This is a genomic window from Phytopseudomonas punonensis (assembly GCF_900142655.1).
Lineage (GTDB): Bacteria > Pseudomonadota > Gammaproteobacteria > Pseudomonadales > Pseudomonadaceae > Aquipseudomonas > Aquipseudomonas punonensis.
The window spans coordinates 337082-356424 of sequence record NZ_FRBQ01000001.1 but is presented as its reverse complement, the minus strand read 5'-3'; the positions used below and the strand labels follow the sequence as shown (position 1 = coordinate 356424).

At 62.4% G+C, this 19343-nt stretch carries 18 protein-coding genes and 1 other RNA gene; 15 read left to right on the top strand and 4 right to left on the bottom strand.

Going from position 1 to position 19343, the window contains the following annotated elements; genetic code table 11:
* Window positions 1-61: 61 nt before the first annotated feature.
* A complete protein-coding gene (locus BUC40_RS01615; protein ID WP_073261965.1) occupies window positions 62-817 on the top strand; it encodes a carbon-nitrogen hydrolase family protein in 756 nt (251 codons plus the stop codon).
* A 66-nt stretch (window positions 818-883) separates the two neighbouring features.
* Here BUC40_RS01615 and BUC40_RS01610 read toward each other — a convergent pair whose 3' ends face one another.
* The 4 genes from BUC40_RS01610 to BUC40_RS01595 all read right to left on the bottom strand — a co-directional run bounded on the left by BUC40_RS01610 (window position 884) and on the right by BUC40_RS01595 (window position 4225).
* A complete protein-coding gene (locus tag BUC40_RS01610; RefSeq protein WP_073261963.1) occupies window positions 884-1417 on the bottom strand; it encodes a BON domain-containing protein in 534 nt (177 codons plus the stop codon).
* The gene (locus BUC40_RS01605) at window positions 1414-2007 is read right to left on the bottom strand and encodes a phosphoheptose isomerase (protein ID WP_013792664.1); all 594 of its coding nucleotides are present in this window, start codon (window positions 2005-2007) and stop codon (window positions 1414-1416) included. The genes BUC40_RS01610 and BUC40_RS01605 overlap by 4 nt, the downstream gene beginning before the upstream one ends.
* A gap of 102 nt (window positions 2008-2109) precedes the next feature.
* The gene (locus BUC40_RS01600; protein WP_073261961.1) at window positions 2110-2475 is read right to left on the bottom strand and encodes a YraN family protein; all 366 of its coding nucleotides are present in this window, start codon (window positions 2473-2475) and stop codon (window positions 2110-2112) included.
* Window positions 2468-4225, bottom strand: coding sequence for a penicillin-binding protein activator (locus tag BUC40_RS01595; protein WP_073261959.1), 1758 nt, complete (start codon window positions 4223-4225; stop codon window positions 2468-2470). The genes BUC40_RS01600 and BUC40_RS01595 overlap by 8 nt, the downstream gene beginning before the upstream one ends.
* Before the next feature lie 182 nt (window positions 4226-4407).
* Between BUC40_RS01595 and rsmI the strand changes: the two genes are divergently transcribed.
* The 14 genes from rsmI to BUC40_RS01525 all read left to right on the top strand — a co-directional run bounded on the left by rsmI (window position 4408) and on the right by BUC40_RS01525 (window position 19343).
* Complete coding sequence (gene rsmI, locus BUC40_RS01590) at window positions 4408-5280, top strand: 16S rRNA (cytidine(1402)-2'-O)-methyltransferase (protein ID WP_073261957.1); 873 nt, start codon at window positions 4408-4410, stop codon at window positions 5278-5280.
* Window positions 5281-5321: 41 nt separating this feature from the next.
* An RNA gene (gene rnpB, locus BUC40_RS01585) (RNase P RNA component class A) lies at window positions 5322-5679 on the top strand.
* A gap of 295 nt (window positions 5680-5974) precedes the next feature.
* The gene (mraZ, locus tag BUC40_RS01580; protein ID WP_013792660.1) at window positions 5975-6430 is read left to right on the top strand and encodes a division/cell wall cluster transcriptional repressor MraZ; all 456 of its coding nucleotides are present in this window, start codon (window positions 5975-5977) and stop codon (window positions 6428-6430) included.
* Between the two features lie 2 nt (window positions 6431-6432).
* Window positions 6433-7374 (top strand): 16S rRNA (cytosine(1402)-N(4))-methyltransferase RsmH, encoded by a 942-nt coding sequence (gene rsmH, locus BUC40_RS01575; RefSeq protein ID WP_139272096.1) that lies wholly within the window; start codon window positions 6433-6435, stop codon window positions 7372-7374.
* Window positions 7371-7664 (top strand): cell division protein FtsL, encoded by a 294-nt coding sequence (gene ftsL / locus BUC40_RS01570; protein ID WP_073261953.1) that lies wholly within the window; start codon window positions 7371-7373, stop codon window positions 7662-7664. Before rsmH ends, ftsL begins: the two co-directional genes overlap by 4 nt.
* The gene (locus tag BUC40_RS01565; protein ID WP_073261951.1) at window positions 7661-9400 is read left to right on the top strand and encodes a peptidoglycan D,D-transpeptidase FtsI family protein; all 1740 of its coding nucleotides are present in this window, start codon (window positions 7661-7663) and stop codon (window positions 9398-9400) included. Before ftsL ends, BUC40_RS01565 begins: the two co-directional genes overlap by 4 nt.
* On the top strand, window positions 9400-10863 hold the full coding sequence (locus BUC40_RS01560) for a UDP-N-acetylmuramoyl-L-alanyl-D-glutamate--2,6-diaminopimelate ligase (RefSeq protein WP_073261949.1): 1464 nt from the start codon (window positions 9400-9402) through the stop codon (window positions 10861-10863). Before BUC40_RS01565 ends, BUC40_RS01560 begins: the two co-directional genes overlap by 1 nt.
* Entirely contained in the window at window positions 10856-12235 is a 1380-nt protein-coding gene (locus BUC40_RS01555; protein ID WP_073261947.1) for a UDP-N-acetylmuramoyl-tripeptide--D-alanyl-D-alanine ligase, read from the top strand. Before BUC40_RS01560 ends, BUC40_RS01555 begins: the two co-directional genes overlap by 8 nt.
* Complete coding sequence (mraY, locus tag BUC40_RS01550; protein WP_073261945.1) at window positions 12236-13318, top strand: phospho-N-acetylmuramoyl-pentapeptide-transferase; 1083 nt, start codon at window positions 12236-12238, stop codon at window positions 13316-13318.
* Between the two features lie 7 nt (window positions 13319-13325).
* Entirely contained in the window at window positions 13326-14672 is a 1347-nt protein-coding gene (gene murD, locus BUC40_RS01545) for a UDP-N-acetylmuramoyl-L-alanine--D-glutamate ligase (RefSeq protein ID WP_073261943.1), read from the top strand.
* Window positions 14669-15895, top strand: coding sequence for a putative lipid II flippase FtsW (gene ftsW, locus BUC40_RS01540; protein ID WP_425272909.1), 1227 nt, complete (start codon window positions 14669-14671; stop codon window positions 15893-15895). Before murD ends, ftsW begins: the two co-directional genes overlap by 4 nt.
* Window positions 15885-16955, top strand: coding sequence for an undecaprenyldiphospho-muramoylpentapeptide beta-N-acetylglucosaminyltransferase (gene murG, locus BUC40_RS01535; protein ID WP_073261940.1), 1071 nt, complete (start codon window positions 15885-15887; stop codon window positions 16953-16955). Before ftsW ends, murG begins: the two co-directional genes overlap by 11 nt.
* Window positions 16948-18396 (top strand): UDP-N-acetylmuramate--L-alanine ligase, encoded by a 1449-nt coding sequence (murC, locus tag BUC40_RS01530; RefSeq protein WP_073261938.1) that lies wholly within the window; start codon window positions 16948-16950, stop codon window positions 18394-18396. Before murG ends, murC begins: the two co-directional genes overlap by 8 nt.
* Entirely contained in the window at window positions 18393-19343 is a 951-nt protein-coding gene (locus BUC40_RS01525) for a D-alanine--D-alanine ligase (protein ID WP_073261936.1), read from the top strand. The genes murC and BUC40_RS01525 overlap by 4 nt, the downstream gene beginning before the upstream one ends.

Below are 19343 nucleotides of genomic sequence, written 5' to 3'. Positions count from 1 at the left end.
TGCTGCTCGTTTTTGCATTTGCAGGCGCTGCGTTAACGTGGAGCTTTTCGCGGAGAAGCTAATGGCATCACCTATTCTGGTAGCGGCTCAATGCGCGGTGCAGGCTGGCGATCTCGCCGCCAACCAGTCTCTGCATCTGGATTTCATGCGCCGTGCCGGTGAGCTCGGCGCGGATCTGATCATCTTTCCCGAGCTGTCGCTCACTGGGTATGAACCGGCGCTGGCCGATGCACTGGCACAGCCTGCCGACAGTCCGATCCTCGAGCCGTTGTGCAGCCTGAGCATGGCGTCAGGGGTGACGGCGGTAGTCGGCTTGCCGTTACGTGTCTCGGGGCACGACAAGCCGCAAATCGCCGTCTTCATCCTGCATCCTGATGGCTCGCGCGCCATCTACACCAAGCAGTATCTACACGCAGGCGAAGAGCAGTTTTTCAGCCCTGGCCAAGGTGGCGAGCTGCTGCTGATTGCTGGCACGTCAGTGGCCTTGTCGGTGTGTGCTGATTTCGCTCATGCCGAGCATCCCGCCCAGGCTGCCGAGCGTGGTGCTGAAGTGTATGCGTCGGGCGTGCTGATCGGCGAGGGCGGTTATCCCCACGACAGCTCGCTGTTGCAGGGCCATGCACAGCGTCATGGCATGGCGGTGTTGATGGCTAATCACGGTGGCCCTACGGGCGGCTGGGCTGCAGCAGGGCGTAGTGCGTTGTGGGATGAGCAGGGCCGTTGCATCGCCTCGACGGCAGGACTGGGCAATCGTCTGCTGGTGGTTTCCAGGCAGCCGGATGGCTGGCAGGGAAGCGACATTGCCCTATCGGCTTAAGCTGTACGCACAAAAAACGCCAGTCAGGGTAGGCCTGCTGGCGTTTTTCATTGCGGCATTTACTGATCAGTCGGTGTACTGGAACAGTTTGATGATCTTCTGTACGCCCGAAGTGCTCTGCACCACGTTGCTCGCGGCATTGGCCTCCTGACGGCTGACCACACCAAGCAGATAAACCACACCGTTCTCGGTAATCACCTTGATGCGGCTGCCTGGCACGCCGCTGTCGGCGAGCATCTGGGTTTTGATCTTGGTGGTCAGCAACGAGTCGTTGCTGCGTGCCAGCAGCGAGCTTGGCTGTTGCACCTGAAGCTCGTTGTGCACCTTGCGCACGCCTTGAACGCGGCGCGCTGCCTGTTCGGCGGTGCTTTTCAGTTCGGCGCGTGGCGTTTGCCCGGCGATCAGGATCACGCCGTTGTAGCTGGTCACCACGATGTGCGAGGTAGGGCTGGCCAGATCGGCGTGGGCGCGGGTGATGGCGTTGGCGACATCAGGGCCGACGAACTGGTCGTCGATCTTGTTGCCGATACTGCGGCTGCCGCAGCCGCCAAGGAGCAGGCTCAGTGCCAATGCGGCGAAGATCAGTGGTGAACGGGTCATTCTTCACTCCCAAACAGTTGACTATCGATAAGGTCGCACAAGCAGTGGATGGCCAGTAAATGGACTTCCTGGATGCGCGCCGTGACCTTTGACGGCACGCGAATTTCGACGTCTTCCGGCAGCAGCAGCGAGGCCATGCCGCCGCCGTCACGACCGGTCAGGGCGACTACGGTCATCTCGCGGTCGTGAGCCGCCTGGATAGCCTGGATCACGTTGGCGGAATTGCCGCTGGTGGAAATCGCCAGCAGTACGTCGCCCGGTTGGCCGAGCGCGCGAATCTGCTTGGAGAAAACTTCGTTGTAGCTGTAATCGTTGGCGATCGAGGTGATCGTCGAGCTGTCGGTGGTCAGCGCAATCGCCGGGAGGCTGGGGCGCTCGCGCTCGAAGCGATTCAGCAATTCCGAGGAGAAGTGCTGAGCGTCGCCCGCTGAGCCGCCGTTGCCGCAGGAGAGAATCTTGCCTTCGCTGAGCAGCGCCTGGACCATGACTTGGCTGGCATGCTCAATGAACGGGGGCAGCACTTCCATCGCGTGGTGCTTGGTTTCGATGCTGGCTTGGAACAGCTGGCGAATACGGGCTTGCATATCCATGTAGAGCTTTGACCTTGACTGTAACGAGGCGCTGGCCACGAAGGCTCGTTGCGCTGTCGTTGGAAATGGCGGTGAATCAGGTTATGGCAGCGAGCCTTGGCTTCAACTGTCGAAGGCGTTTCTGATCCATTCCAGTGATGCGGGTTTGCCATGGCCTAGGGCTATGACATCGAAACGGCAGGGATGTTTGGCCCAGCGCTTCTCCTGTTGCAGAAATTGCGTAGCGGTGGCTATCAGCTTGTCGCGCTTGCGGCGGTCGACACTTTCGATGGCGCCGCCCCAAGCGCTGTGCTTGCGGTAGCGCACCTCGGCGAATACTACTGTATCGCCATCTAGCATGACCAGATCGAGTTCGCCGCGCTGGCCGCGCCAGTTCTGGCAGATAAGCCGCAAGCCGTGGCTCTGCAGGTGTTCACAGGCGAGGGCCTCGGCCTCTCGCCCACTTACGTGCCGCGGATCGTCACTCAATGTTGGTCTCGGGCAGGCGCTGAACCTGACCGTTGCTGAATTGCGCCCATGGCAGTTGGCGCTCGACGCGCTGCGCGGAATTCAGACTCAGGTTGCCGGAAAGACCTTCAACGCGGCTGTCCGGCAGGGTCTTGAGTTGATCGAGGCGTGGTGCCAGGCGGAACGCATCGACGCCCATGGCGTACAGGCGACCCATGCTGCCACCAGCCTGCGGCCACTGGCTGTCGACCTGCTGGCGCAGTGGATCGTCGGCGTTCAGCAGCCACGGCGTTTCACAGAAGCGGATGCCGTCCAGATCGCGATACTGGGCAGCACTCATGCTGCCGCTGAACAGGTGCGAAGTGGCGTACACCGGCACATCACCAGCGTACTGGTAGGCCAGGGTCGGTTTGATTTGCTGGGCCTGCTGCGGTGTGGCGGCAAGAAAGATGAAGTCGACGTCCTGACGGCGAGAGGTGCCGTTGACCTGCAGCAGTAGGGCGACCTGGCCGGCCATGTCCACCGGCTGGTCAATGTGTTCGGCGCCGAGGAAGTTACCGCCGGCGGCTTGCCAGCTCTGGCGGAACGCGTCGAGCACGCGGTCGCCCCAGTCACCTTTTGGCACCAGTGCCACGGCGCTGCGCTTGCCATCGGCCCAGGCGCGACGTGCGACTTCGCGGGCTTCGTCTTCAGCTGCCAGGCCGAACTGGAACAGTTGGGCCGGGCTTTTGGCGCTCGGGTCGGCGTAGTTCAGTGCCAGCGTGGTGATCGGCAGCTCCGCGCGGCTACCCAGTTGGGTGACCAGATTCTTTTCCAACGGGCCAATTACCAGTTGGACGCCGTCGGCCTTTGCCTGGCGGTAGAAGTCATCCAGCGAGGTAAGGCGAGCACTGTCGTAGAGCTGGATCTGCGGCGGCTGCTCGCCAGCCTGCTGCGCCTGGTAGTGGGCCGCCAGGAAACCATCGCGCAGCGCGCGCGATACCGAAGCCAGCTGGCCTTCCTGAGGTAGCAGCAGGGCGATCTTTTCCAGCGGTTTGCTCGACAGGGCGCGCAGGTCGGCGAGCGCCTTGGGCAGCTGTTGGGCAGCAGGGTGATTAGGGTGCTGGGCCAGCCAGTTGTCGATGGCGTCCTGCTGTTGCTTGAGGGTGCCAACGGTCTTGGCGACCTGAGCCAGTGACAGCCAGCCGGCAAGATCGGCATCGTCGGCCACCGGGGCGGGTTCAGCGGGCAGGTTGGAGACCAGGCTCCAGATGTGTTCCTGGTTACGCTGCGCTTCGTCGCCGCTCAGTAGCGGGGCAATGAATACGCGCTCGCGGGCAGCGGCAAGTAGCTGGCCGTCCTTCTCAAGAGCATTGGCGCGGGCCAGTTGGGTGCGGATTTGCTGCTCGACCGGCAGTTCGCCGAGGCGATCGAGGCTGGGATGAGCGAGTGCTTGGAGTGCCGCCTTGGCATCATTGCGCGCCAAGGCCAGTTCTGCCTTGAGCGTGCTGGCGTAGATCTGCTGCGCCGGCTTGAGCAGTTGCAGGTCGACCTGCTTGAGGATGCTTTCGGCACGCTCGGTGTTGCCTTGCTTGGCGGCCAGGTCGGCAGCTGACAGGCGCAGAAGCTGGGCATCTTCACTCTGGCTGGTGCCGGCTTTCTGGAGCATCTGCTCCACGCTGGCCTGGGGCGTGCGTGGCAGTTCGCCAAGGTTGGAGGAAGGCGAGCTGCTGCAGGCAACGAGCAGGCCGGCTAGGCAGAGTGCAGAGAGCGGACGCAGGCAGGCAATCATGTAAGCGATTCCGGTTCTTGAGCAAATGAACGCGCAAGTGTACCCAAGGCACGCCGCCGGCGCGATCTCGAAGGTGTTAACCGGTACGCAGACAGCGCAGCCGTGCGCTTTGCATGGGCGATGCCTCCCTCGCCTGTCGCTCGCGTTACAATGGCGGCTTTCTACATAGAAGAGGCGTTGCCGTGACTGCTAGTGAAGCCCCCCGTTCCACCACGGGCACTCTGTTCGTGGTGGCGACGCCCATCGGCAATCTCGATGACCTCAGTGCTCGCGCATTGAGAGTGCTGAGCGCCGTCACGCTGATCGCTGCCGAGGACACCCGGCATTCGGCGCGGCTGATGCAGCATTTCGGCATCGGTACCCCGTTGGCGGCCTGCCACGAGCATAACGAGCGTGACGAGGGCAATCGCTTCATCGAGCGCCTGCTGGCTGGTGATGATGTGGCGCTGATTTCCGATGCAGGCACACCATTGATTTCCGACCCTGGCTATCACCTGGTGCGCCAGGCGCGTGCTGCGGGTGTGCGGGTGGTACCGGTGCCAGGCGCCTGCGCGCTGATCGCGGCCTTGTCGGCGGCGGGGCTGCCGTCCGATCGCTTCGTCTTCGAAGGGTTTCTGCCCACCAAGACGGTCGGTCGGCGTGCGCGTCTCGAACTGGTTCGCGAAGAGCCGCGTACCTTGATCTTTTACGAGGCGCCGCATCGAATTCTCGAATGCTTGCAGGATATGCGCGAGGTCTTTGGTGGTGATCGCCAGGCGCTGCTGGCGCGCGAGCTGACCAAAACCTTCGAGACGCTACAAGGGCTGCCGCTCGATCAGTTGTGCGAGTGGGTGGCGGCCGATGCCAACCAGCAGCGTGGTGAGTGCGTGGTGTTGGTGGCGGGCTGGCAGGCGCCTGAAGACGAGGCGGCGGTAAGTGTCGAGGCGCTGCGTGTGCTCGATCTGCTGCTCGCCGAAATGCCGCTCAAGCGTGCGGCGGCGCTGGCGGCGCAGATCACCGGTGTGCGCAAGAATCTGCTTTATCAGGCCGCGTTAGAGCGTCAGCACGACGGTTGACCTTGTTCTCGGCGGGGTGCAGCGGTTACCCTTGTCGGCGGAGAGTCGATCGGACAGTCGCTGCCGTGCTTCGTTCGCGAAGTATGGGGGAGGAAAGTCCGGGCTCCATAGGGCAGAGTGCCAGGTAACGCCTGGGAGGCGCGAGCCTACGGAAAGTGCCACAGAAAATAACCGCCTAAGCGCTTCGGCGCCGGTAAGGGTGAAAAGGTGCGGTAAGAGCGCACCGCGCGGCTGGTAACAGTCCGTGGCTAGGCAAACCCCACTCGGAGCAAGACCAAATAGGGTTCCATTGGCGTGGCCCGCGCTGGAACCGGGTAGGTTGCTAAAGGCGTGCAGTGATGTACGTCGTAGAGGAATGGCTGTCCTCGACAGAACCCGGCTTACAGATCGACTCTCCACCTCCTTTCTGCTTCATCCCTCGATTTCTAATACCGAAAAAATCTTACTCTTAACAAACTACTTTAAGTTTGGAGGGTAGGTTGCAGTAGGTGTTTGTTTTTTAGCCATCTTTCCCGTTCTGGGCACTCGTTCCACTTCTCATTTATTCGCTAAATCTCCGTTCTATAAGGAATTTTCCGTTCTGGCGCGCCTTGACGGTGGGGCATGCGCGTTCCTATAGTGTGCTCCGGTGGTGAAAAGTGGCATGAAGTGGGTTTTTTTGGATGCAGATGGCTAATTAAGGGGAAACGCAACAGTGTTTCGCGGAGCTAATGCCATAAGTCTTGACGCCAAGGGGCGGCTCGCGATGCCAAGTCGGTATCGGGACGAGCTCGTTTCGCGTTCGGCTGGCCAGCTCATCGTTACCATTGATGCCATCGATCCATGCCTTTGTGTCTACCCGCTGCCTGAATGGGAAATCATCGAAAACAAGCTGCGTGAGCTGGCGTCCTTTCGTGAAGAAAACCGTCGCCTGCAGCGTTTGCTGATTGGTAATGCCGTCGATCTTGAGCTGGACGGTAGTGGTCGTTTCCTGGTTCCGCCGCGTCTGCGTGAGTACGCCAAGCTGGATAAGCGCGCAATGTTGGTGGGGCAGCTCAATAAATTTCAACTGTGGGACGAGGATTCCTGGAATGCAGTGGCTGATGCCGATCTGGCCGCCATCAAGCAACCGGGTGCTCTTTCCGATGACTTGCGTGATCTGATTCTGTGAACATGACCCCTACCTTCCGCCATATCACCGTACTGCTCGAAGAGGCCGTCGACGGCCTGTCGCTGCAGGCCGATGGTTGCTACGTGGACGGTACGTTCGGGCGTGGTGGTCACAGCAGGTTGATCCTCGAGCGGCTTGGGCCAGGTGGTCGCTTGCTGGGGTTCGATAAGGACCCACTCGCAATCGCGACTGGAAATACGCTAGCGGCCGAAGACGGCCGCTTTGTCGTTGTGCAGAGAAGCTTTGCGGAACTCGGCGATGAGCTTGCTGTCCGTCATCTCGCTGGCAAGGTCAGCGGCGTTCTGCTCGATCTGGGCGTCTCATCGCCGCAGCTCGACGACGCCGAGCGCGGCTTCAGCTTTCTCAATGACGGCCCGCTGGATATGCGCATGGACCCGACTCGCGGCGTCAGTGCTGCGCAGTTCATCGCCACTGCCGCGGAAGAAGAAATCGCCCGGGTTTTCAAGGAATACGGCGAAGAGCGTTTCGCCAAACGTATGGCCCGTGCCGTTGTAATGCGCCGTGCCGAGCAGCCGTTCGAGCGTACTGCCGATCTGGCGCAGGTGCTGACCGTCGCCAACCCCGCGTGGGAGAAAGGCAAGAATCCAGCGACTCGAGCGTTCCAGGGGCTGCGCATTCACGTCAATAACGAATTGGGTGATCTGGAGCGTGGTCTGGATGCCGCGCTGGAGAATCTCGAAGTCGGCGGTCGCCTGGTGGTGATCAGCTTCCATTCCCTGGAAGACCGCATCGTCAAACTGTTCATGCGCAAGCACGCCAAGGGCGAGATGGACAAGTTGCCGCGTGACCTGCCGATCATTCCTAAGGCTTTCGAGCCGCGTCTCAAGCTGATCGGCAAGCCGCAGTTCGCCTCTGATGCTGAATTGAAAGCCAATCCGCGTTCGCGTAGCGCCGTCATGCGCGTCGCGGAGAAGTTGCGATGAGCGGCGTACTCGCCAAGCGTTTCCCAAAGGGCAGCCTGCTGATGCTGGTGCTCTTTATAGCTGTGCTCGGTTCCGCGCTGGCGGTTTCCTACAGCGCGCACTGGAATCGTCAGTTGCTCAATGGCCTGTACTCCGAACTCAGCGTGCGCGACAAGGCGCAGGCAGAGTGGGGGCGGCTGATTCTCGAGCAAAGCACCTGGACCGCTCACAACCGTATCGAAACCTTGGCCAGCGAACAGCTGAAGATGCGCATTCCTGACGCCGCCGAAGTGCGCATGGTGGCGCCATGATGAAGCTCGAGGGGGCTCTGTACCCATGGCGCTTCCGTCTGGTCATGCTGCTGTTGGCGGTGATGGTCGCGGCGATTGCTGCGCGCATTTTCGAACTGCACGTGTTCGACCATGACTTCCTCAAGGCTCATGGTGATGCACGCAGCGTGCGGCACATCCCGATTCCTGCGCACCGCGGCCTGATCACCGACCGCAATGGCGAGCCGCTGGCCGTCAGTACTCCGGTTACCACCTTGTGGGCTAACGGCAAAGAACTGCAGGCCGGCAAGGCGCAGTGGCCAGTGCTGGCAGCCGCTCTGGGGCAGGAACCCAATGCCTTCGCTCAGCGCTTGCAGGCCAACTCCGAGCGCGAGTTCATGTATCTGGTGCGCGGCCTGACCCCAGAACAAGGTCAGCGCGTGATCGACCTCAAGGTGCCCGGCGTTTATTCCATCGAAGAATTCCGCCGCTTCTATCCGGCCGGTGAAGTCACTGCGCACATGGTCGGCTTTACCGATATCGACGACCACGGCCGCGAGGGTGTTGAGTTGGCGTTCGAGGATTGGCTGGCCGGTGTGCCAGGCAAGCGCCAGGTGCTCAAGGATCGTCGTGGTCGTCTGATTCGCGACGTGCAGGTTACCCAGAACGCCAAGGCTGGCAAGGCGCTGGCGCTATCGATCGATCTGCGTCTGCAGTACCTGGCCCACCGCGAACTGCGCAATGCGCTGGTTGAGTTCGGCGCCAAGGCTGGCAGCCTGGTCATGCTCGACGTGAAGACCGGCGAAATTCTCGCCATGGTCAATCAACCGACCTACAACCCGAACAACCGTCGCAACCTGCAACCGGCTGCCATGCGTAACCGGGCGATGATCGACGTGTTCGAGCCAGGCTCCACCATGAAGCCGTTCTCCATGAGCGCTGCCCTGGAAACCGGCCGTTGGAAACCTACCGACAAGGTCGACGTGCAGGGCGGTACGCTGCAGATCGGCCGTTACACCATCAAGGACGTATCGCGCGTTCCAGAAGGTGTTCTCGACCTGACCGGCATCCTTATCAAGTCCAGTAACGTCGGCATGAGCAAGGTCGCCTTCGATATTGGCGGCGCAGCTATTTATGACGTCATGCAGCAAGTGGGCCTCGGCCAGGACACTGGCCTGAGCTTCCCGGGCGAGCGCGTCGGCAACCTGCCGAACCACCGTGAATGGCGTAAGGCGGAAACCGCCACGCTGTCCTACGGCTACGGCCTGTCGGTGACTGCAGTACAGCTGGCCCACGCTTATGCCGTGCTTGGCAACAGCGGCCGCAGCGTACCAATGTCGCTGACCCGTACTGATCGCGTTCGTGACAGTGTGCAGGTGATCCCGGAAGACGTGGCTCACACCCTGCAAGGCATGCTGCAGCAGGTTACCGAGGCTCCGGGCGGGGTATTCCGTGCCCAGGTGCCGGGTTATCACGTAGCCGGCAAGAGCGGCACGGCACGCAAGACGGCTTCCGGCACCAAGGGTTATCAGGCCAACGCCTATCGTTCGCTGTTCGCTGGTTTCGCACCAGCCAGCAATCCGCGTATTGCGGTGGCTGTGGTGATCGACGAGCCGAGCAAAAGCGGCTATTACGGCGGTCTGGTCTCTGCGCCAGTATTCAGCCGCGTGATGGCCGGCGGCCTGCGGCTGATGAACATTACCCCTGACAACCTGCCTGAGACCGCGGCGGCGAAAGCCGAAGCGCCAGTAGCAAACAACAATGGAGGGCGCGGCTGATGCCCATGCCATTGAACCAGCTTCTGCCTCAGGCAAGCAGCGGTGTGCTGATTCGCGAATTGACCCTCGACAGCCGCCAGGTGCGCCCGGGCGACCTGTTTCTCGCCGTGCCTGGTACTCGCCAGGACGGGCGCGTTCACATCGCAGATGCAATTTCCCGTGGCGCTGCTGCGGTTGCTTATGAAGTCGACGGCTCGCTGCCGATGACTGCCGAAAGCGCCGAGCTGGTCGCCATCAAAGGCCTGGCCGGCCAACTGTCGGCCATCGCTGGTCGCTTCTATGGCGAGCCTAGCCGCGGTCTGCACATGGTCGGCATCACCGGCACCAACGGCAAAACCAGCGTCAGCCAGTTATTGGCGCAGGCGTTGGATCTGCTGGGTGAGCGTTGCGGCATCGTCGGCACCCTCGGCAACGGCTTTTATGGCTCGCTGGCGCAAGGACTGCACACGACGCCCGACCCTATTGGTGTACAGGCGACCCTGGCTGGCCTGAAAAAAGAGGGCGCCCGCGCCATCGCCATGGAGGTTTCGTCCCATGGCCTGCATCAGGGCCGCGTGGCTGCCCTGGATTTCGACGTGGCGGTGTTCACCAACCTGTCGCGCGATCACCTCGATTATCACGGTTCGATGGAGGCCTATCAGGCAGCCAAGGCTGCGCTGTTCGCCTGGCCGAGCCTGCGCGCTCGTGTCATCAACCTGGACGATGCGACTGGCCGCCAACTGGCTGTGCAGGAGCGTGACTCGCGTCTGATCGGTTACAGCCTGCAAGACCAGAGCGCTTATCTGTTCTGCCGCGACATTCATTTCGATGACCAAGGCGTGCGCGCCACACTGGTTACCCCGCGTGGCGAAGGCAGCCTGCGCAGCTCGCTGTTGGGCCGCTTCAACCTGAGCAACCTGCTGGCTGTGGTCGGTGCGCTTGTGGCGATGGATTACCCGCTCGACGAAATTCTAAAAGCGCTACCGCGTCTGCAAGGGCCGATTGGCCGCATGCAGCGCCTGGGTGGCCAACAGGCACCGTTGGTCGTAGTCGATTACGCCCACACCCCGGACGCGCTGGAGCAGGTGCTCGGCGCATTGCGCCCGCACGTGACTGGCCGCTTGCTCTGTCTGTTCGGCTGCGGTGGCGACCGCGATCGCGGCAAGCGCCCGCTGATGGCCGAAGTGGTCGAGCGCCTGGCCGATGCCGCGTTGGTCACTGACGACAACCCGCGTAGCGAAGCGCCACAGCAGATTTTCGACGATATTCGCGAAGGCTTCCGTAACGCTGATCAGGTGCGCTTCGTACATGGTCGCGGCCTTGCCATTGCCCAGCTGATTGGCGAAGCACAGGTTGGCGACGTGGTCGTGCTGGCTGGCAAGGGCCATGAGGACTACCAGGAAATCGACGGCGTGCGTCAGCCGTTCTCCGATCTGCAGGAAGCCGGTCGTGCACTGGCAGCATGGGAGGCGGCACATGCTTAAATCACTGCGTTTGAGCGAAGTGGCTGGTGCGCTGAATGGCCGTCTGGTTGGTGGCGACTGTGCATTCACTGCCGTCAGCACCGACAGCCGTAGCATTGCGCCGGGCCAGCTGTTCATTGCGCTCACCGGCCCGCGCTTTGATGGCCATGATTACCTTGCGCAAGTTGCCGCCAAAGGCGCGGTTGCCGCGTTGGTCGAGCGCGAAGTTGCCGATGTCGATCTGCCGCAACTGGTGGTTGCCGATACCACCCTGGCCCTGGGGCAGCTCGGTGCACTTAACCGTCAGGCCTATGGCGGCCTGCTGGCTGCGGTGACTGGCTCCAGCGGCAAGACCACCGTCAAGGAAATGCTCGCTGCGATCCTGCGCGCCTCGTGCGCCCAGGACGGCGGCGCTGTATTGGCGACCCGTGGCAACCTGAACAATCAACTGGGTGTCCCGCTGACCCTGCTGGAGCTGGCGCCTGAACACACCGGCGCGGTCATCGAGCTTGGGGCTTCGGGCATCGGCGAAATTGCTTACACCGTGGGCCTGACCAAGCCGCAGGTGGCGATCATCACCAATGCCGGCAACGCCCATGTGGGCGAGTTCGGCGGCCCGGAGAACATCGTGCTGGCCAAGGGCGAGATCATCGAAGGCCTGAGCGATAGCGGCGTTGCCGTGCTCAACCGCGATGATGTGGCGTTCGAGCGCTGGGTCAAGCGTGCAGCCGGTCGCCGGGTGCTGAGCTTCGCCCTGAACGACGCCAGCGCCGATTTCCACGCCCGTGAGCTGAGCCGTGACCCACGTGGTTGCCCGGCCTTCACGCTGTTCTGCCACGAAGGTCAGGCCCGCGTGCAGCTTAACTTGCTGGGCGAGCACAATGTCGCCAACGCGCTGGCTGCCGCTGCCGCCGCCTATGCCCTGGCGGTTCCGCTGGTTGCGGTCAAGAACGGCCTGGAGAGTCTGCTGCCGGTCAAGGGCCGCGCGGTTGCGCAGCTCGCTCAGAACGGCGCCCGGGTGATCGACGATACCTACAACGCCAACCCCGCTTCGATCTGCGCGGCCATCGACATCCTCACCGGTTTCTCCGGCCGCAAGGTGCTGGTGCTGGGCGATATCGGTGAACTGGGCGCCTGGTCAGAGCAGGGTCACCGTGAAGTCGGCGAATATGCGCGCGGCAAGGTCGACGTGCTGTATGCCGTCGGCCCGCAAATGAAACATGCCGTACTGGCTTTCGGTTCCGAAGGCCGGCACTTCGCCGACCAGGCTGCGTTGATCGAACAGGTCCGCAGTGAGTCCGGCGACAGCACCATTCTAATTAAAGGTTCACGCAGTGCCGCGATGGAAAACGTCGTGGCGGCGCTGTGTGGCGACAGTGGGGAGAGTCACTAAATGCTGCTGCTGCTGGCAGAGTATCTGCAACAGTTCCATAAGGGCTTCGCGGTCTTTCAGTACCTGACCCTGCGCGGGATTCTCGGTGTGCTGACGGCGCTCGCGCTGGCGCTGTTCCTCGGCCCGTGGATGATTCGCACCCTGCAGATCCGCCAGATCGGCCAGGCTGTGCGCAATGACGGCCCGCAGTCGCACCTGTCCAAGAAGGGCACGCCGACCATGGGTGGCGCGCTGATTCTCTCGGCCATCGCCGTCAGCACCCTGCTGTGGGCTGACCTGAGCAATCGCTATGTATGGACCGTGCTGATCGTCACGCTGCTGTTCGGCGCCATCGGCTGGGTCGACGACTACCGCAAAGTGATCGAGAAGGACTCCCGTGGCCTGCCGAGCCGCTGGAAGTATTTCTGGCAGTCGGTGTTTGGTCTTGGCGCGGCGCTCTTCCTTTATATGACTGCGCAGACGCCGATCGAAACCACCCTGATCGTGCCGCTGCTCAAGGATGTCAGCATTCCGCTGGGCATCGGCTTCGTCATCCTCACCTACTTCGTGATCGTCGGTTCGAGCAACGCGGTCAACCTGACTGACGGCCTGGATGGCCTGGCGATTCTGCCCACCGTGATGGTCGGCGGCGCCCTCGGCATCTTCTGCTACCTGTCGGGCAACGTGAATTTCTCCGAATACTTGTTGATTCCTTATGTGCCCGGCGCTGGCGAGCTGATCGTGTTCTGCGGCGCGCTGATCGGCGCTGGCCTCGGCTTTCTATGGTTCAACACCTACCCGGCGCAGGTGTTCATGGGCGACGTCGGTGCGCTGGCGCTGGGCGCTGCGCTGGGCACCATCGCGGTGATCGTGCGTCAGGAAATCGTGCTGTTCATCATGGGCGGCGTGTTCGTCATGGAAACCCTGTCGGTGATCATCCAGGTCGCCAGCTTCAAGCTGACCGGCAAGCGCGTGTTCCGCATGGCACCGATTCACCATCATTTCGAGTTGAAGGGTTGGCCCGAACCACGGGTCATCGTTCGTTTCTGGATCATCACCGTCATTCTGGTGTTGATCGGCCTCGCTACTTTGAAACTGCGTTGAGGACAGCATGAGCCTGATCGCTTCCGACCAATTCCGCATCGTTGTCGGCCTCGGCAAGAGCGGCATGTCCCTGGTGCGCTACCTTGCGCGCCAGGGCGTGCGCTTTGCCGTGGTCGATACCCGTGCCAATCCGCCGGAACTGAGCACCTTGCGTGAACAGTTCCCGCAGGTCGAAGTGCGTTGTGGCGAGCTGGACGTGGAATTCCTCAGCCGTGCCAGCGAATTGCTAATCAGCCCCGGCCTGGCTGTGGCCACGCCTGCACTGCAGGAAGCGGCCAAGCGCGGCGTCAAATTGTCCGGCGACATCGACCTGTTTGCCCGCGCGGCGAAGGCGCCGATCATCGCGATCACCGGCTCCAATGCGAAAAGCACCGTGACCACGTTGGTCGGCGAGATGGCCGCAGCGGCAGGCCGCAAGGTCGCCGTGGGCGGCAACCTTGGTACGCCGGCACTGGATCTGCTCGCTGATGACGTCGAGCTGTACGTGATCGAACTCTCCAGCTTCCAGCTGGAAACCACCGAATTGCTCAACGCTGAAGTGGCCACCTGCCTGAATGTCAGCGAAGACCACATGGATCGCTACGCCGATCTGCCGGCTTATCACCTGGCCAAGCACCGCATCTTCCGCGGCGCGCGTCAGGTGGTGGTGAACCGTGACGATCCGCTGTCGCGGCCGATGATCGCCGATCAGGTGCCATGCTGGAGCTTCGGCCTCGGCAAGCCCGATTTCAAACGCTTCGGCCTGCTCGAAGAGAACGGCGAGAAATACCTGGCCTATCAGTTCGAGGCGCTGCTGCCGGTGCGCGAGCTGAAGGTACGTGGCGCGCACAATCAGTCCAATGCCCTGGCGGCGCTGGCATTGGGTCACGCCGTGGGTCTGCCGATGGCGGCCATGCTCGAAACCCTCAAGGGCTTCACAGGCTTGCCGCATCGTTGCCAGTGGGTTGGTGAGCGCGCCGGCGTGAGCTACTACGACGACTCCAAAGCCACCAATGTCGGTGCTGCTCTGGCAGCCATCGAAGGCCTGGGCGATGACATCGCCGGCAAGCTGGTGCTGATTGCCGGTGGCGACGGCAAAGGCGCCGACTTCTCCAGCCTGCGCAAGCCGGTAGCGGCCCATTGCCGCGTGGTGGTGCTGCTCGGCCGTGACGCCGACAAGCTGGCCGCGGTACTCGATGGCGCCGTGGACATCCTGCGTGTCGACAGCCTGCAGGCTGCGGTCGAACAGGCCGCCGCCATTGCCCAGAGCGGCGACGCCGTGCTGCTGTCGCCAGCCTGCGCGAGCCTGGACATGTTCAAGAACTTCGAAGAACGCGGGCGCATGTTCGCCCAGGCCGTGGAGGCGCTCGTCTGATGCTGTCCTTCCTGCGTCCTTATCCGTCCCCGCTGTTTGGCCGTCGTCGTGGCCTGGACATGGACTTCCCGATGCTCGCCGGTTGCCTGGCGTTGCTCGGCCTTGGCTTGGTGATGATCTCCTCAGCATCCACCGAGGTGGCTGCGGTGAACACCGGCAGCCCGCTGTACTACATGATTCGCCATCTGGTGTACCTGGTTATTGGCCTGGGCGCTGCTGGTGTGGTGCTGATGGTTCCGCTGGCTACCTGGCAACGTCATAGCTGGTTGTTGCTGCTGATCGCCATCGCCCTGCTGGTGATGGTGCTGCTGCCGGGCATCGGCCGTGAGGTCAACGGTGCCAAGCGCTGGATTGGTTTCGGTGCGTTCAACATTCAGCCGTCTGAGATCGCCAAGGTTTTCGTGGTGCTCTATCTGGCCGGCTACTTGGTGCGTCGCCAGGAAGAAGTGCGCGAAAGCTGGGCAGGCTTCTTCAAGCCGTTCGTGGTGCTGCTGCCTATGGCGTTCCTGCTGCTGCTTGAGCCCGACTTCGGTGCCACGGTGGTAATGATGGGCGCGGCCATGGCCATGCTGTTCCTCGGCGGTGTTGGCTTGTTCCGTTTCCTGCTGATGGTGGCCCTGGCGGTCGGCGCAGTATTCGTGCTGGTGCAGAGCCAGGAGTATCGCCTGCAGCGTCTGATCACCTTCACCGACCCGTGGGCCGATCAGTACGGCTCGGGTTATCAGCTGACCCAGGCACTGATCGCCTTTGGTCGCGGCGAGTGGCTGGGCGTTGGCCTGGGCAACAGCATCCAGAAGCAGTTCTACCTGCCCGAAGCGCACACCGACTTCGTGTTCTCGGTACTGGCCGAAGAACTGGGCCTGGTCGGCGCACTCGCCACCGTTGGCCTGTTCGTGTTCGTCAGCGTACGCGCGCTATACATCGGCCTGTGGGCAGAGAAGGCCAAGCAGTACTTCTCGGCCTATGTGGCCTTTGGTCTGGGCTTCCTGTGGATCGGTCAGTTCCTGATCAACATCGGCGTGAATATCGGTCTGCTGCCAACCAAAGGTCTGACGCTGCCCTTCCTCAGCTATGGCGGCAGCTCCCTGGTTATCTGCTGCGTCAGCCTGGCGCTGCTGCTGCGTATCGAGTGGGAAGCGCGCAACGGCCTGGGCAACGAGGATATCGAGTTTGATGAAACCGATTTCCCCGAGCCCGAGCGGGAGGTGCAGCATGGCCGGTAATGTGCTGATCATGGCAGGCGGCACCGGTGGCCATGTGTTCCCGGCCCTGGCTTGCGCCCGTGAATTTCAGGCGCGTGGTTATCGTGTGCATTGGCTGGGCACGCCGCGCGGCATCGAAAACGAACTGGTTCCGGCTGCCGGCCTGCCGTTGCACCTGATAGACGTCAGTGGCCTGCGCGGCAAGGGCAAGCTGTCGCTGCTCAAGGCGCCGCTGCAACTGATCAAGGCGCTGTTCCAGGCGCGCAAGGTTGTGCGTGAGCTGCAGCCGGTCTGCGTGCTCGGCATGGGTGGTTACGTGACTGGCCCAGGCGGTCTTGCTGCCAAGCTGGCAGGCGTGCCGCTGATCATTCACGAACAGAATGCCGTGGCCGGTACCGCCAATCGCAGCCTGGTGGCTTTCGCCAGCCGGGTCTGCGAGGCTTTCCCCGATACCTTCGCGGCCTCGGACAAGCGCCGCACCACCGGCAACCCGGTGCGCGAAGAGCTGTTCCTGGAAACACCACGCGATTCCCTGACCGGTCGTCGCCCGCGTCTGCTGATTCTGGGCGGCAGCCTGGGCGCCGAACCGTTGAACAAATTGCTGCCAGAGGCGCTGGCGCAGGTCTCTGCCCAATTGCGCCCGGAAGTGTTCCATCAGGCAGGCAAACAACACGCCGAAGTGACCGGCGAACGTTACAGCGCTGCGGGCGTCGAAGCGCAGGTCGCGCCCTTTATCAGCGACATGGCCCGTGCCTATGCCTGGGCCGACCTGGTGGTCTGCCGCTCCGGCGCGCTGACCGTCAGCGAACTGGCTGCCGCCGGCCTGCCGGCTTTCCTGGTGCCGTTGCCCCACGCGATCGACGACCACCAGACGCGCAATGCCAGCTATCTCGCGAAGGACGGTGCTGCCGTTCTTCTGCCACAACGCTCCACTGACGCTGCCGATCTTGCAGCGCAGCTGACCGAGGTCTTGATGCACCCCGAACGACTCAAACAAATGGCCAGCACTGCACGTCGCCTGGCCAAGCCCGATGCTACCCGTACCGTTGTCGATGTCTGTCTGGAGGTGGCCCGTGGCTAAGTCTCCCGCAGCGGTCAAGGCAGAAGTGCGGCGCATGCGCCGTATCCGCCGCATTCACTTCGTTGGTATCGGCGGCGCCGGCATGTGCGGTATCGCCGAAGTGCTGCTCAACCTTGGTTACGAAGTGTCCGGTTCCGACTTGAAAACCTCGGCAGTCACCGAGCGCCTGGAAAACTTCGGCGCGCAGATCTTCATCGGTCACCGCGCCGAGAACGCCGAGAGCGCCGACGTGCTGGTGGTTTCCAGCGCCATCAACACCTCCAACCCGGAAGTGGCGACCGCGCTCGAGCGCCGTATCCCGGTAGTACCGCGCGCCGAAATGCTCGCCGAGCTGATGCGCTACCGCCATGGAATCGCCGTAGCCGGCACCCACGGCAAGACCACCACCACCAGCCTCTTGGCCTCGGTGTTTGCCGCTGGCGGTCTGGATCCGACTTTCGTGATCGGCGGGCGTTTGAATGCAGCAGGCACCAATGCCCAGCTGGGTTCGAGCCGCTACCTGATCGCCGAAGCTGATGAGAGCGACGCCAGCTTCCTGCACTTGCAGCCCATGGTTTCGGTAGTCACCAACATCGACATGGACCACATGAGCACCTATGAGGGCGACTTCAACAAACTGAAGAAGACCTTCATCGAGTTCCTTCACAACCTGCCGTTCTATGGCCTGGCTGTGCTGTGTGTGGATGATCCGGTGGTGCGCGAGATTCTCTCGCAGGTCGGCCGCCCGACCCTGACCTACGGTTTCAGCGAAGATGCCGACGTGCGCGCCATCAATGTGCGCCAGCAGGGCATGCAGACCTTCTTCACCGTGCTGCGCCCGGACTGCGAGCCGCTCGATGTGTCGGTGAACATGCCGGGTAACCACAATGTGCTCAATTCCCTGGCCACTATCTGCATCGCCACCGATGAAGGCATCAGCGATGAAGCCATCGTGCAGGGGCTGTCGCAGTTCCAGGGCGTGGGTCGGCGCTTTCAGGTTTACGGTCACCTGCCGGTCGATGGCGGCGACGTGATGCTGGTTGACGATTACGGCCATCACCCACGTGAAGTGGCCGCGGTGATCAAAGCCGTTCGCGGTGGTTGGCCTGAGCGTCGCCTGGTGATGGTCTATCAGCCGCACCGCTACAGCCGTACCCGTGATTTGTACGACGATTTCGTGCAGGTGCTGGCCGACGCCAACGTGCTGCTGCTGATGGAAGTCTATCCGGCCGGCGAAGAGCCGATCCCTGGTGCTGACAGCCGTCAGCTGTGCCACAGCATCCGCCAGCGCGGTCAGCTGGACCCCATCTATATCGAGCGCGGTGCCGACCTGGCACCGCTGATCAAACCGCTGCTGCGTGCTGGCGACATCCTGCTGTGTCAGGGCGCCGGGGACATTGGCGGCGTCGCCCCACAACTGCTGCAAAGCTCGCTGTTCAGCGCGCAAGGTCAAGGGAAATGAGTGCTGAAACCCTGAAATCTCAACTGCCGGTCTCGGCTTTCGGCCGCGTCGCCGTGTTGTTCGGCGGCAAGAGCGCCGAGCGTGAAGTGTCGCTCAAATCCGGCAATGCCGTGCTGGCTGCGCTGCAAAGCGCCGGCGTTGACGCCTTTGGTATCGACGTGGGTGACGACTTCCTCGCGCGCCTTACGGGCGAGAAGATCGACCGCGCGTTTATCGTGCTGCACGGTCGTGGCGGTGAAGACGGCAGCATGCAGGGCCTGCTCGAGTGCGCCGGCATTCCTTACACCGGCAGCGGTATTCTTGCCTCGGCCCTGGCCATGGACAAGCTGCGCACCAAGCAGGTGTGGCAGAGCTTGGGCCTGTCGACGCCGCGCCATGCCGTGCTGGCCAGCGCCGACGATTGCCGCCGCGCCGCTGGCGAGCTGGGTTTCCCGCTGATCGTCAAACCGGCCCACGAAGGCTCGAGCATCGGCATGGCCAAGGTTGGCGATGTGGATGCGCTGATCGCTGCCTGGCAAGACGCCGCCGGCTACGACAGCCAGGTGTTGGTCGAGCAGTGGATCCATGGCCCGGAATTCACCATCGCCATGCTGCGTGGCGAGGTGCTGCCACCTATCGCGCTCGGCACCTCGCACAGCTTTTACGATTACGACGCCAAGTACCTGGCGGATGACACCCAGTACCGCGTGCCCTGTGGCCTGTCGGCCGAGAAAGAGGCCGAGCTGAAAACCCTGACCGCCCGTGCCTGTGAAGCCGTTGGCACCCAGGGCTGGGCGCGCGCTGATGTTATGCAGGACGAGCAGGGGCGCTTCTGGCTGCTCGAAGTGAACACCGTTCCGGGTATGACCGACCACAGCCTGGTGCCGATGGCGGCGCAGGCGGCCGGTCTGGATTTCCAGCAACTGGTGTTGGCGATCCTTGCCGATAGCCTCGAGGCTCGGGGGTAA